This window comes from Rhizobium sp. G187, assembly GCF_051549525.1.
Classification (GTDB): Bacteria; Pseudomonadota; Alphaproteobacteria; order Rhizobiales; family Rhizobiaceae; genus Allorhizobium.
The window spans coordinates 405643-419117 of the sequence record NZ_JBPUGM010000003.1 but is presented as its reverse complement, the minus strand read 5'-3'; the positions used below and the strand labels follow the sequence as shown (position 1 = coordinate 419117).

The following is a 13475-nucleotide window of genomic DNA, read 5'->3' as shown; positions in this document are numbered from 1 at the left end:
ATGTCCGGCAATCCGGGCCATACCAGCCGCTCAAGCCTCCCGGCCCGCGCCGGCGCTGGCTTCAAACCCCAGCATGCAGACGAAATCCTGGCGGACAGCTTCCGCATCGGCTTTCTCGAAGTCCATGCGGAAAACTACATGGGGGCCGGGGGACACCCGCACCGCATCCTCACCCGGATGCGCGAAGACTTTCCCCTGTCGATCCACGGCGTCGGCATGTCGATCGGCAGCCCGACCGGGCTCGATAGGGCCCATCTCGAACGCCTCAAAGCGGTCGTCGACCGCTACCAGCCGGCCATGGTTTCCGAACATCTCGCCTGGTCGACCCATGACAGCCATTTCTTCAACGACCTTCTTCCGGTCCCTTATGACGAGGCGACACTTTCCCGGGTCTGCGAGCACGTCCATCAGGTTCAGGAGAGGTTGGGTCGGCGCATTCTTCTCGAAAACCCCTCCACTTATGTTGCCTTCGAAGCAACAACCATGCGCGAGACCGATTTTATTCGTCAGATTGCCGAGCGCACCGGCTGCGGCCTGCTGCTGGACATCAATAATGTCCACGTCTCCGCCACCAATCACGGCTACGGCGCCATTGAATATCTCTCGGATTTCCCGCTCGACCGGGTCGAGGAAATCCACCTTGCCGGCCATGCCGAAGACCTGGACGATGAAGGGCTACCGCTGCTGATCGACAGCCACGACCGGCCCGTCGATGACAAGGTGTGGAAGCTCTACGATCTCGTGCTGGCCAGAACCGGGCCGCTGCCGACGCTGATCGAATGGGACAATGACGTTCCGGACTGGCCAATCCTCAAGCGCGAAGCCCTGCGCGCCGATGCCCGCCTCGAGCGCCATGCCGAAAACCACACCATAACCGCACGCGAGCGTCGCCATGCACGCTGACCCCGTCTCCAGCGGTGCCTTTGCAACGGCCCTTCTCGCCCCCGACCAACCGCTACCGGATGGCCTGCGCATGAAAGCAGGCACACCGCCGCAGAAGCGCTTTGCCGTCTATCGCAACAATGTCAGCATATCCCTTGTCAATGCCCTGGCCTCGATCTTCCCGACGGTGCAGAACCTCGTCGGCGAAGACTTTTTCCGCGCCATGGCACGCGCCTATGGGACGTCCAGTCCGCCAACATCACCCCTGCTCTTTCAATATGGAGAGAGTTTTGCGGCTTTCCTCGCAACATTTCCGCCTGCCGCTGACCTCCCCTTCTTGGCCGACGTCGCCCGCATCGAACGCCTGTGGCTCGACGCCTTCCACGCAGCCGACGCAAGTCCGCTCGATCCAGCAGCACTCGCATCCATCCCCCCTGAGAGCCTCGCGACGACCGCCTTCATGGCGCATCCGGCAACCAGGCTCATTCAAACCCGCTACGCCGCCGGGACAATTGTCGCACGCGACCGGCACGGCATTTCGCTGGAAGGCCTTGCTCCAGACCGGACGGAAGACGTGCTCGTGGCCCGACCGCATTTTGATGTCGGCGTCCACATCCTGCCGCCAGGCGGCTATGGCTTTTTCTCCGCACTGAGCAAGGGAAGCCCGCTCGGCACGGCATGCCAGGCCGCAGAGGAAGCCAGTGGCGACATCGCAGCCCTCCTGCAGATAGCCCTAGCGACCGGTGCATTCACCGCCCTCCAAGTTCCCGCCGAAAGGACAGCACTGTGACCTTCGCCATCGCTCCAATCGATCTCTATCACCGCTCCGCCAGGGCCATGGAGGCGGCCCTCGACGGCTGGTTCCTCGGTCTTGCCGCGCGCTTCGTCTTTCTCGCCGTCCTTGTGCCCTACTACCTGAATTCGGCACTGACCAAGTTCGACGGCCCCTTCTCCATTGCCGATGGCGCCTACTACCAGATCGCACTGCCGGCCGTGGATGCAGCGGGTGGCGATGTCTCGGCGGTCTCCTTTTTCCCCTGGAGTGCGATGGTAATTTTCGGTTCCTACGGTGAGTTCATCCTGCCGCTGCTCGTCGTCGCCGGCCTCTTCACCCGCATCGCCGCCCTTGGAATGGTCGCCTTTATTGCCGTCCAGACCCTGACCGACATTCTCGTCCACCAGGTGGATGCCGCGACCATCGGCGAACTTTTCGACCGCTTCCCCGACAGCGTCATCCTCGATCAGCGCCTGCTCTGGGTCTTCCCACTCTTCTATCTCACCGTGAAGGGCGCAGGCTTCATCTCCCTCGATAAGATCCTTTGCACGCTTTGGACACGCTCCGGAAATCGAACCGCTACGCACGAAAAAGGCGGCAGGCTTTCGCCCGCCGCCTGATGTCAGGATCAAGGTTCCTGAGCTTTGATCAGTTCACATGCGCCTCGATCGCCTTCGGCGCGGTCCCGACAGGCTCCGCAGCAATCGAGATGCGACGCGGCTTCATGGCCTCGGGAATATTGCGCAGGAGATCGATGTGCAGAAGGCCGTTCTTCAGCGATGCGGCCGTCACCTCCACATGATCGGCCAGCTGGAAGCGGCGCTCAAAGGCGCGCTTGGCGATGCCGCGATAGAGGAATTCGGTCTGCTCGGCCTTGTCATCCTCGGCCTTCTCACCTTTGACGGTGAGAACATGGGCATGTGCCTCGATCGAAAGTTCGCTTTCGTCAAAACCGGCAACGGCCATGGTGATGCGGTACAGGTTCTCGCCCGTCCGCTCGATATTATAAGGTGGGTAGCTCTGGGCGGCTTCCGGTTGGCCGAGACTGTCCAGCATGGTGAACAGACGATCGAAGCCGACCGTGGAGCGGTAGAGGGGAGAAAAGTCGACGTGACGCATATGTGTCCTCCTGAGAAGCGACGTTGGCGTGACAGTCCGCCGGCACATCCCTTGGGGCGATGTGCGAGCGGCTCTGACGGACCCTTCCGGCATCCGTGACAACGATGTGGGAAATCGGATCGGCGAATTCAAGATCGGTTTTTGACCAGCACTGCATAGCTGATGAACTCCCTGTGAACGCTGGGTTCAAGCAGCATTCAACCGGTCCGGACTAGACAGGGGCATCGGTGAAATCAAACCCGATGACCGGCGCTTTTCGCTCTTCCGCGCCGGCCGCACTTCAGCCGGAGCCGTCCGCCCCCTCATCGATGGTTCCGGCTCTTTTCCTTTGACCTTTTCACCGCCTCGCCCTATCCCAATCCTCTCACAGGGCACCTTACGGCAGGCAACCAGGCATGACAGGCATGGCAGACGACACGACAGACGCCATACTTCACGCGACCCCCGGCAATCCCATTCCGGGCACGCCGCGCACTGGCTACTTCACCGGCCATCGCGGGGTGAAGCTGCGTTATGCGGTCTTCCGCGCCGACACGCAAAACTCCAAGGGCACCGTCGTCCTGCTACACGGCCGCAACGAGACCATCGAGAAGTATTTCGAGACGATCCGCGACCTCACGGCCAGCGGCTTCTGGGTCGCAACCTATGATTTTCGGGGCCAGGGCGGCTCGGAGCGTCTGCTGAAGGATGCACGGAAAGGCCATGTCGGCCGGTTCGATCACTATGTCCGCGACCTCGAGATTTTCCTCGAAGACGTGGTCCTGCCCGACACCCGCCTGCCATTCTACATGCTGGCCCATTCAACCGGCGGTCTGATCGCGCTGAAGGCCGCCCCACGGCTGGCCAACCGGATCGAGCGCATGGTGCTGACCGCCCCCTTTGTCGGGCTCGGCAAGCAGAAGATGTCGATCGACAACATCAAGCGACTGTCTGCCCTGTTCAGCATCACAGGTTTCGGCACGCGCTCCGTCAACAAGGATGAGCCGCTGAAGCCCTTCGAGGGCAATGCGCTGACATCCGATCCCGAGCGTTACGCCAGAAACCAGCGCCTGATGGCAACGCATCCGGAACTGACCCTCGGTCCGCCAACGGCGCGCTGGCTGCACGAGGCCTTGAAGACGATCGATGAAATCCGCGACCCGCGCCATCTGGCCTCGATCACGGTGCCGACCGTCATCGTTGCATCGGGCAATGACCCGATCGTGCCTTATCTCTTCCAGGAATCGCTAGCGCAATATTTCCGCGCCGCCCAGCTCGTGCCCGTTCCCGGTGCCCGCCACGAGATCCTCCAGGAGCAGGATCGCTACCGAAACCAGGCCATGGCAGCCTTTCACGCCTTCATTCCCGGCGGCGATCCGGAAGACCAGACCAACCAGGACGACGCAACGCTTGAGGCCTGAGGATATCAGCGGCGGCGGAGCATTTCCATTGCCTCGGCATGCAAGGCCTTCGACCCTGCCGCGATAATCGAACCGCCGGCTTCCGGACGCCCGCCGTCCCAGGTGGTGATCACGCCGCCCGCCTGTTCGATGATCGGGATCAGCGCGCCCACGTCATAGGGCTTCAAAACCGTTTCGATGACCAGATCGACATGGCCGGCTGCAAGCAGGCAATAGGCATAGCAGTCAACGCCATAACGGAAGAGCTTCACCCGATCCTGGACCGCTTGGAAGCGCTCGACTTCCCAGCCCTGGAACAGATGCGGTGACGTGGTGAACAGGGTTGCATTCGCAAGGCCACCGCAATCGCGCACATGGTTCTGCCGCTCGCCGTCAGGGCCGGAATACCAGGACCGCTCACCATCGGCAAAATAGCGCTCGCCGGTAAACGGCTGTTCCATCAAGCCCATGACCGAGCGGCCATGCTCCTGAAACCCGATCAGCGTTCCCCAGACAGGAACACCCGAAATGAAGGCGCGCGTGCCGTCGATCGGATCGATCACCCAAAGCTGGTCGCTGTCCATGCGGATATTCTCATGCTCTTCGCCGAGAATGCCATGCTCGGGGAACTGCGCCTCGATCAGCCGGCGAATGGCAGCCTCCGCCGCCTGATCGCCCTCGGTCACTGGATCGAAGCCGCCCGCCTCCTTATTGACGACGGAAAGCCCTGAGCGGAAGCGTGGCAGGGTCTCTGCCTTGGCGGCATCGGCGAGGCGGAAGAAGAAATCACGATCTGGGCGCATGTGTCGATCCGTCATGAAAGGGCGCGCCAGTCTTAGCGGCACCAGAGACGAAAGAAAACCGCCCTCGCCATTCTGCACCCTGCATTTAAACGCTGCCGCACCAAACCCCGACCGTACGTTTGCGCATTTTTTCGGCATGCTCAAAATTAAATCAGAAGCGCATTGACAATGACGCACTGCAGCATGTACGTTCTAGATACAGTCTTTGACTGTAAATACCCTCCTTGGGTGTTTCCTCCCTAGACTTAGCCGCGCCTCAGGCGCGGTTTTTTTTGCCCACGGCAAGGCCACGCGCAGAGCAGGCGCACCCGGCAATCGGCAATGTGGGGAGAAAGGCAGGCCGGACTACTCGGCCGCGAGCGGCCGCTCGCCGGCATAATCCTCAACGAAATCGGCCATCTGCTGCATGAACACGCCAAGCGAACCTGCAAGGCGGTCGAAGTCCGGGCGCTTCTGCAAGGTCGCCTCGTCAATGTAGAGCGATCGGTTGATCTCGATCTGCAAGGCATGCAGGCCGCGTGCGGGCCGGCCGTAATGCTCGGTGATGAAGCCACCGGCATAAGGCTTGTTGCGCACGGCGGTGAAGCCGAGCTCTTCCAGAAACTGCAAGGCCGCCTGAGACAGTTCGGCAGACGCACTGGTGCCGTAGCGGTCGCCGACGATGAAATCCGGCTTCACGCCACTCCCCGCCACGCGGATATTGCCCGGCATCGAATGGCAATCGATCAGCACGCCGAAACCGAAACGGGTATGGGTGCGCGCAATCAGCCGGCGCAGGCAGGCATGGTACGGCTTGTAGCAACCATCGATGCGCGCCATAGCGACAGCCAACGGCAACCGCCCCTGATAGATTTCCATATTCTCCGCAACGATGCGCGGTATGGTGCCCAGACCACCAGCGACACGCGCCGAGTTGGAATTGGCGTAAGGCGGCAGCGGATCGGAAAACATCCGCGGATCAAGCTCATAAGGCTCGCGATTGACGTCGACATAGGCCCGCGGGAAATGCGCCATCAACAGCGGCGCACCCAGCGCTGGCGCTGCAGAAAAGAGTTCGTCGACATAGTGATCTTCTGACCGGCGGATGGACAGGCCATCGAGACGCGACTGATCGAGGAAGGACACGGGATAGCGACGGCCGCTATGCGGCGAATTGTAAACGAAGGGGATCGACTGAACTGTCGGCTCACGAACCTCGAACAGTTCGGTATCGATGGTCATCAGCACCCCATGGTTCTTCTTTACCAAGTCACAATCTTGTCGCTTCGTCATGTTGCCAGTTGCCCGATCCGAAGTCCATACTGAGGAAAACGGGTAAATAGGTGCAGTGTGCTTGTTCACCGGTTCTTTACTGAGGCAGCCCTAATGTGAGCGGCTGCCAGTTTCCCATGCAATATATGAACAGCGGTTCCTCAATGACTCAAAAAATTCTCCTCGCCGAAGACGACAACGATATGCGCCGCTTCCTCGTGAAGGCGCTCGAAAAGGCGGGCTACAAGGTCTCCTCCTTCGACAACGGCGCCAGCGCCTATGATCGTCTGCGCGAAGAGCCCTTCTCGCTGCTTTTGACCGACATCGTCATGCCCGAGATGGACGGAATCGAACTGGCGCGCCGCGCCACCGAACTCGATCCGGACCTCAAGGTGATGTTCATCACCGGCTTTGCCGCCGTCGCCCTCAACGCCGATTCGCAGGCGCCGAAGGATGCCAAGGTCTTGTCCAAGCCTTTCCACCTTCGCGATCTCGTTGATGAAGTGAACAAACTCCTTGCTGCATAAGGCCTTCGCTGGGGATTGAAAAAATCTCTTCACAAAACTGCAAAATGCCTATTGACGGGCGAACAGGTTTTGTGGTCTTAAGCCGCTCATCGGATGGGCGTGTAGCTCAGCGGGAGAGCACTACGTTGACATCGTAGGGGTCACAGGTTCAATCCCTGTCACGCCCACCATTCGAATTCTTTCAAGGGCTTGCCGGAAACGGCGAGCCCTTTTGAATTTCCGGCGTTGAAACCGCCAACAGCCTATTCACCACGCGAATCACTGCAAGGCGTCGCCTCTGCCGGTGACCGACAGCTGCATTTTGGCTGGAAGCAGATCGTGCAGGCGCTGACGGGCGAGTGATTTTCACCCAGACGATATCCTGAACAAGGCGGCCGGCCTCTGGACCTAGCCGGCAACCACCGTCACCGCATCACCGACAAACACCACCACATAGCCGCCGCGCGCCTTGAGCGCCGCGGCCCGCGCCTGAAGCGCCTCGGCATAGGGTGACGACCGCCATATGTCGGGATAGGCAGGATCGACCAGCACGGTCAGCTGCGGGCCTTGTTCATAGAGCATCATATGGGCGCGTGACGGATCCCATTCGGGCCCAAGGCCGGCATCCGTGCGCCAGAGACAGAAGAAATCGCGACAGGTCTGAGGCCGCGTGACATAGGCGTCGCAGCCGCCGCCGGGAAGACAGTGGCCGCAGCGGATATTGGCCGGTTTGTCGAGTACGTCGATGTCGGGCAGGATGCAGCACAGCGCGCACTCCCCGCACTCACGGTCTGCAACGAGTGCCGACCCCTGCCCCAGATCGGTCAACGCCTCAGGCCTTGGGCCCGATCGGCGTCGAGATCGGTGACAAGCCTTCGACCTCGCCGGTCAAGACGTCGCCCGAAACGACGGCACCGACGCCGGACGGCGTGCCCGTGTAGATCAGGTCGCCAGGCGTCAGATGGTAGTAGTGCGACAAATGGCTGACCAGTTCCGCAACCGACCAGACCATCTCGTCAAGACGGCCCTCCTGGCGCAGCGCACCGTTAACGGCAAGCGAAATCCGCTGATTGCCAGGGGTGAATGCGTCGGCCGCAGTAATCTCGCCAATCACCGCCGATTGCTCAAAGGCTTTGGCAATATCCCAGGGGCGCTGCTTGTCCTTGGCCACCTGTTGTAGGTCGCGCCGGGTCATGTCGAGACCAACCGCATAGCCGTAGACGGCGGCCATGGCCTGCTCGACCGGGACCTTGAACACCGGCTGGCCGATGGCCACCACCAGCTCGATTTCATGATGGTAATCCTCGGTCCCCGGCGGATAGGCAATCGCCTCGCCTGACAAAACGAGGCCTGTTGGCGGCTTGGTGAAGTAGAAGGGCGCCGCGCGATCGATCGTATTGCCCATCTCTGCCGCATGAGCGGCGTAGTTGCGCCCGACGCAGAAGATGCGATGGACGGGAAAACCTTCCGAGACACCGGCAACGGGAATGAGCGGAGAGGATGGAACGGGAAAGAGCGGAGAGAGCGAAGACACGGGCGACAATACCTTTTCGGGATGCAAGAATGCGATAGACACGCAACAGGGACAGGCGGCGGCGGACGTCATGCCGGAGCGCGAATGGAGCACAGGACGACAGGCCCCGCAACCGCAGGAAATGCCTAATGGTCGAGAAACGCGCAGCCCCGAAGGCCGCAACTTGTAGAAAGATGTAACAATTTTCACATCTTTGCGTTAAGTCTCGAGCGCAGAAAGAGCCTTCCGGGCGCATACCGGAAATGGCCAGACCACAATGAAACCGTTCGTCGCATAGGACTGCGACGGAGCCAGAAGACAAGAGAGGCAAGAAGCGTATGAGCGTCAAGATCGTGCCAGTCATCATGGCCGGAGGCAAGGGCACCAGACTGTGGCCATTGTCGAGAGCAGCCGCGGCCAAGCAGTTCATCCGCTTCCTCGGCGACGAGACGCTTCTGCAAAAGACCCTGGCCCGCGTATCGGACGACGCCCTCTATGATGCCCCGATCGTCGTGACCAACGAGGACTTCCGCTTCCTGGTGGCCGAGCAGGCCCGCGAAATGGATGTCAAGCTGGATGCCATCATCCTCGAGCCCATTGCCCGCAACACGGCTGCCGCCGTGGCCGCCGCCGCCCTGATCGTCCGCGCCCGCCATGGCAGCGACGCTCTGATTCAGATACTCCCCTCGGACCATGAGATCACCGTCGACGCCATCTACCGCGATTGCGTCGCCCGGGCAGCCAAGGCTGCAAGCGCCGGCAAGATCGTCACCTTCGGCATCACCCCAACCGAACCTGCCACCGGTTACGGCTATATCGAGATCGGCATGGATCTCGGTGACGGCGTCCATACCGTTTCCCGTTTCGTCGAAAAGCCGAATGCGGACGTCGCGCAGGAAATGCTCGACAGCGGCAAATATGCCTGGAACTCGGGCATGTTCGTGTTCTCGGCCGGTCAGATGATCGCCGAGTTGGAGGCGCTGGCGCCCGAGGTTCTGGCATCCGTCGAAAAGGCGATCGACAAGGCCAAGGGCGATCTCGATTTTACCCGTCTGGACACAGAAAGCTTCGCCACAGCCCCGAGCATCTCGATCGACTATGCCGTCATGGAAAAGACGCCGAACGCAGCCGTGGTTCCTGCCGCAATCAGCTGGTCGGATCTTGGCAGCTGGGACGCGATCTGGAAGCTTGCCGGTGGCGATGAAGATGGCAATGTCGTGAGCGGCAATGTCACCGTCAGCGATACGAAGAATTCGCTGATCATGTCGCGCGACGCCCATCTTGCCGTACAGGGCATGGAAGGTGTGGCCGTGATTGCATCGGAAGATGCCGTCTATGTCGGCCGCCTCGATCGCAGCCAGGATGTCGGCAATCTGGTGAAGATGCTCGCCGCTGATCCAAAGACCACGCACCTGACCGAAAACCACCCGACGGCCCTGCGCCCCTGGGGCGGCTACACCTCGATCCTCAATGGCGACCGCTTCCAGGTAAAGCGCCTCTTCGTCCATCCTGAGAAGAAGCTGTCGTTGCAAAAGCACCATCACCGTGCGGAACACTGGGTCTGCGTGCGCGGCATCGCCGAAGTGACCATCGACGACAAGGTGACGATCCTGCACGAGAACCAGTCGATCTACATTCCGCAGGGCTCTGTCCACCGCCTCGCCAATCCCGGCAAGATCCGCCTGGAGGTCATCGAGGTGCAGACCGGCTCCTATCTCGGCGAAGATGACATTATCCGCCTGGTCGACGAGTTCGGCCGCAGCTGATCCATTTTTGACAATTGATAAGTCAGGCCTGGCGATCGTGAAGATGGCCGGGCCTGCTTGCTTTATGCCGCTGCATTGCACAAGATCGCGACAAGCCGAAAAAATCGGCAGTGGCGAACAGCGAAGCGGAAGCGAATGTCGATCAAGGCAAGCATCTACCACCTCACCCACTACAAGTATGACAATCCGGTCCAGCTCGGGCCGCAGATCATCCGGCTGAAACCCGCCGCCCATTCCCGCACCAAGGTCTTGAGCCACACGCTGAAGGTCACGCCCGAGAAACACTTCGTCAACCTGCAGCAGGATCCCTACGGCAACTACCTGGCCCGCTTCGTTTTTCCGGAACCGGTGACGGAGCTCAAGATCGAGGTCGATCTCGTCGCCGACATGACGGTCTACAATCCCTTCGACTTCTTCACCGAGGAAGTGGCCGCGAAATGGCCCTTCGAATATCCGGAAGACATCCGCGAAGACCTTGCGATCTACCGGACACCAGAGCCATCCTCGCCCGCCTTTGAAGCCTTCATGGACACGGTCGACAAGACGCCCGGTCAGGGCACCGTCGACATGGTTGTCGGCCTCAATGCCCGACTTCAGCACGACATCGGCTACGTCATCCGCATGGAGCCCGGCGTCCAGACGCCGGAGCAGACGCTGACCTCGGCCCGCGGCTCCTGCCGCGACACAAGCTGGCTTCTCGTCCAGGTCCTGCGCCGTCTCGGCCTTGCAGCCCGTTTCGTCTCCGGCTACCTCATCCAGCTCGCACCGGATCTGAAAGCCCTCGACGGGCCCTCCGGCACGGAAGTTGACTTCACCGACCTGCATGCCTGGGCGGAGGTCTATATTCCAGGCGCAGGCTGGATCGGGCTTGACCCGACTTCGGGCCTGCTCACCGGCGAAAGCCATATCCCGCTCGCAGCCACACCGCATTACCGCAACGCGGCCCCGATCTCCGGCGGCTATACGGGTCAGGCAAACACAGAATTCGCCTTCGACATGCAGGTCAGCCGTGTTGCCGAGCACCCGCGCATCACCAAACCCTTCTCCGACGACAGCTGGGAGGCGCTGAACAAGCTGGGCCTGAAGGTCGACAGCGACCTCAAGGCCCATGACGTGCGCCTGACCATGGGCGGCGAGCCAACCTTCGTGTCGATCGACGATTTCCAGTCGGCCGAATGGAACACCGATGCCGTCGGCCCGACCAAGCGGGCGCTGGCCGACCAGCTCATCCGCCGCCTGCGCGAGCGCTTCGCGCCCGGTGGCTTCCTGCATTATGGCCAGGGCAAGTGGTATCCGGGCGAAAGCCTGCCGCGCTGGACCTTCTCCCTCTACTGGCGACGTGACGGCAAGCCGATCTGGCATGAGCCGAGCCTGATTGCCGCCGAAAACCAGGACACAGGCGTCTCGGCTGAACAGGCGCACGCCCTGATGGCTGGCATCGCGAAGGAACTGGAGATCGAGGAGGAGATGATCATCCCGGCCTATGAGGATCCGGCCGAATGGATCATCAAGGAAGGCAGCCTGCCGGAAAATGTCGATCCGTCGAATTCCAAGCTGGAAAGCCCGGAAGAGCGCGCCCGCATCGCCAAGGTCTTCGAGCGCGGCCTGACGACGCCGACAGGCTTCATCCTGCCGGTCCAGGCCTGGAACGCCAAAGCGGGTGGCCGGCGATGGGTCAGCGAAAAGTGGCGCACGCGTCGCGGCAAGATCTTCCTCATTCCCGGCGACAGCCCGATCGGCTTTCGCATGCCGCTTGGCACGCTGCCCTACGTGCCGCCGTCGCAGTACCCGTACATCCACCCGGTCGATCCCTCCATTCCGCGCGCACCGCTTCCCGACTATGGCCCTGAGGTCAGGGAAGGCCGGGCCATGCCCGAAGCCTCGCGCAAGAGCGGCGAGACCCAGCAGGACCGCAACGAACAGAACATCACCGGATCGGCCGGCGACATCAGAGGCGCGGTGCGCACCGCGATGAGCGTCGAGCCGCGCGACGGTCGTCTTTGCGTCTTCATGCCGCCGGTCGAGGCCATTGAAGACTATCTGGAACTGGTGGCAGCGGCCGAGACCGCCGCCCGAGATCTCGGTCTTCCCGTCCATATCGAAGGCTATGCCCCACCGCAGGATGAGCGGATCAATGTCATCCGCGTTGCGCCCGATCCGGGTGTCATCGAAGTCAACATCCATCCGGCTGCAAGCTGGCAGGACTGCGTCGCCACCACCAACGCTGTCTATGAGGAAGCACGCCAGACGAGGCTTGGCGCCGACAAGTTCATGATCGACGGCCGCCATACCGGCACCGGTGGTGGCAACCATGTCGTGGTCGGCGGCGCCAATCCCGCCGACAGCCCCTTCCTGCGCCGGCCCGATCTGCTGAAGAGCCTCGTCCTGCACTGGCAGCGCCATCCGGCTTTGTCCTATATGTTCTCCGGCATGTTCATCGGCCCGACCAGCCAGGCGCCGCGCTTCGATGAGGCCCGCCATGACAGCCTCTATGAGCTGGAAATCGCGATGGCCCAGGTGCCGTTGCCCGCCTCAGGTGCGGCTGCCCCCCTGCCGTGGCTGGTCGACCGCCTGTTCCGCAATCTGTTGACCGATGTTACCGGCAATACCCACCGTTCGGAAATCTGCATCGACAAGCTCTTTTCGCCCGATGGCCCGACCGGCCGCCTCGGCCTCGTCGAATTCCGCGGCTTCGAAATGCCACCGAATGCCCGCATGTCGCTCGCCCAGCAATTGCTGATCCGGGCACTCATTGCACGGTTCTGGAAAAATCCGATCGGCGGTCGGTTCGTGCGCTGGGGAACCTCCCTGCATGACCGGTTCATGCTGCCGCATTATCTCTGGCTGGATTTCCTCGAAGTTCTGGCCGACCTTCGCGAAAACGGCTTCGACTTCAAACCGGAATGGTTTGCCGCCCAGCTCGAGTTCCGCTTCCCCTTTGTCGGCGAAGTGACCTACGAGAATTCCAAGCTGGAGCTGCGCCAGGCACTGGAGCCCTGGCATGTCATGGGTGAGGAAGGTGCGGTTGGCGGGACAGTCCGATATGTGGACTCCTCTGTCGAGCGCCTGCAGGTCAAACTCGAGACCGCCAACCCCGAGCGCTATTCCGTTGCCTGCAACGGTCGGCAGGTGCCGCTGCGCAAAACCGACGTCAACGGCGTTGCAGTGGCGGGTGTCCGCTACAAGGCCTGGCAACCGGCATCTGGCTTGCATCCGAACCTGCCTGTAAACACACCGCTAATATTCGACATATATGATGGATGGTCTGGTCGCTCGATTGGCGGATGCGTCTATCACGTCGCCCATCCCGGTGGCCGGACTTATGACACTTTCCCTGTGAATGGGAATGAAGCGGAAGCCCGTCGGCTTGCACGTTTCGAGCCTTGGGGCCATACAGCCGGCTCCTACACACTTTGGCCCGAGACCGTGTCGCCGGAATTTCCGCATACATTGGACCTGAGGCGACCGCAGGGTATCTGAC

The 13475-nt window shown here is 61.3% G+C and carries 12 protein-coding genes and 1 tRNA gene; 8 read left to right on the top strand and 5 right to left on the bottom strand.

Translation table 11 applies throughout. From position 1 onward, the window contains the following. Genes bufB through ACSV9I_RS11170 form a run of 3 tightly spaced genes read left to right on the top strand, consistent with a single transcriptional unit; the run spans position 1 to position 2277 of the window. A complete protein-coding gene (gene bufB / locus ACSV9I_RS11180; protein WP_438329140.1) occupies positions 1-903 on the top strand; it encodes an MNIO family bufferin maturase in 903 nt (300 codons plus the stop codon). Then, the gene (locus ACSV9I_RS11175; protein ID WP_438328937.1) at positions 893-1672 is read left to right on the top strand and encodes an HvfC/BufC N-terminal domain-containing protein; all 780 of its coding nucleotides are present in this window, start codon (positions 893-895) and stop codon (positions 1670-1672) included. Before bufB ends, ACSV9I_RS11175 begins: the two co-directional genes overlap by 11 nt. A 47-nt stretch (positions 1673-1719) precedes the next feature. Beyond that, positions 1720-2277 carry a DoxX family protein gene (locus ACSV9I_RS11170; protein WP_438329139.1) on the top strand — a complete coding sequence of 186 codons (558 nt, stop codon included), beginning with the start codon at positions 1720-1722 and terminating at the stop codon, positions 2275-2277. A 28-nt stretch (positions 2278-2305) separates the two neighbouring features. Here ACSV9I_RS11170 and ACSV9I_RS11165 read toward each other — a convergent pair whose 3' ends face one another. Beyond that, positions 2306-2776 (bottom strand): Hsp20 family protein, encoded by a 471-nt coding sequence (locus ACSV9I_RS11165; protein WP_438328936.1) that lies wholly within the window; start codon positions 2774-2776, stop codon positions 2306-2308. Positions 2777-3171: 395 nt separating this feature from the next. Between ACSV9I_RS11165 and ACSV9I_RS11160 the strand changes: the two genes are divergently transcribed. Then, positions 3172-4176, top strand: coding sequence for a lysophospholipase (locus ACSV9I_RS11160; protein WP_438328935.1), 1005 nt, complete (start codon positions 3172-3174; stop codon positions 4174-4176). A gap of 5 nt (positions 4177-4181) precedes the next feature. Here the strand turns inward: ACSV9I_RS11160 and hisN are convergent, their stop codons facing one another. Further along, positions 4182-4958 (bottom strand): histidinol-phosphatase, encoded by a 777-nt coding sequence (gene hisN, locus ACSV9I_RS11155; RefSeq protein ID WP_438328934.1) that lies wholly within the window; start codon positions 4956-4958, stop codon positions 4182-4184. 345 nt (positions 4959-5303) lie between these two features. Further along, a complete protein-coding gene (locus ACSV9I_RS11150; RefSeq protein WP_438329138.1) occupies positions 5304-6179 on the bottom strand; it encodes an N-formylglutamate amidohydrolase in 876 nt (291 codons plus the stop codon). Between the two features lie 194 nt (positions 6180-6373). Between ACSV9I_RS11150 and cpdR1 the strand changes: the two genes are divergently transcribed. Then, on the top strand, positions 6374-6736 hold the full coding sequence (cpdR1, locus tag ACSV9I_RS11145; RefSeq protein WP_054157104.1) for a response regulator CpdR1: 363 nt from the start codon (positions 6374-6376) through the stop codon (positions 6734-6736). A gap of 95 nt (positions 6737-6831) precedes the next feature. Then, positions 6832-6906: transfer RNA gene (locus ACSV9I_RS11140), tRNA-Val, on the top strand. Positions 6907-7123: 217 nt separating this feature from the next. On the opposite strand, the gene ACSV9I_RS11135 is transcribed toward ACSV9I_RS11140, so the two are convergent. Continuing rightward, the gene (locus ACSV9I_RS11135) at positions 7124-7543 is read right to left on the bottom strand and encodes a hypothetical protein (protein WP_438328933.1); all 420 of its coding nucleotides are present in this window, start codon (positions 7541-7543) and stop codon (positions 7124-7126) included. 4 nt (positions 7544-7547) lie between these two features. Beyond that, a complete protein-coding gene (locus ACSV9I_RS11130) occupies positions 7548-8249 on the bottom strand; it encodes a fumarylacetoacetate hydrolase family protein (RefSeq protein WP_438328932.1) in 702 nt (233 codons plus the stop codon). A 317-nt stretch (positions 8250-8566) separates the two neighbouring features. Between ACSV9I_RS11130 and ACSV9I_RS11125 the strand changes: the two genes are divergently transcribed. Together ACSV9I_RS11125 and ACSV9I_RS11120 are read left to right on the top strand one after the other, a co-directional pair. After that, positions 8567-9994: a mannose-1-phosphate guanylyltransferase/mannose-6-phosphate isomerase gene (locus tag ACSV9I_RS11125; RefSeq protein ID WP_438328931.1), complete on the top strand. Its 1428-nt coding sequence runs from the start codon at positions 8567-8569 to the stop codon at positions 9992-9994. Positions 9995-10129: 135 nt separating this feature from the next. Then, positions 10130-13474: a DUF2126 domain-containing protein gene (locus tag ACSV9I_RS11120; protein WP_438328930.1), complete on the top strand. Its 3345-nt coding sequence runs from the start codon at positions 10130-10132 to the stop codon at positions 13472-13474. The last annotated feature ends 1 nt before the right edge of the window (position 13475 follow it).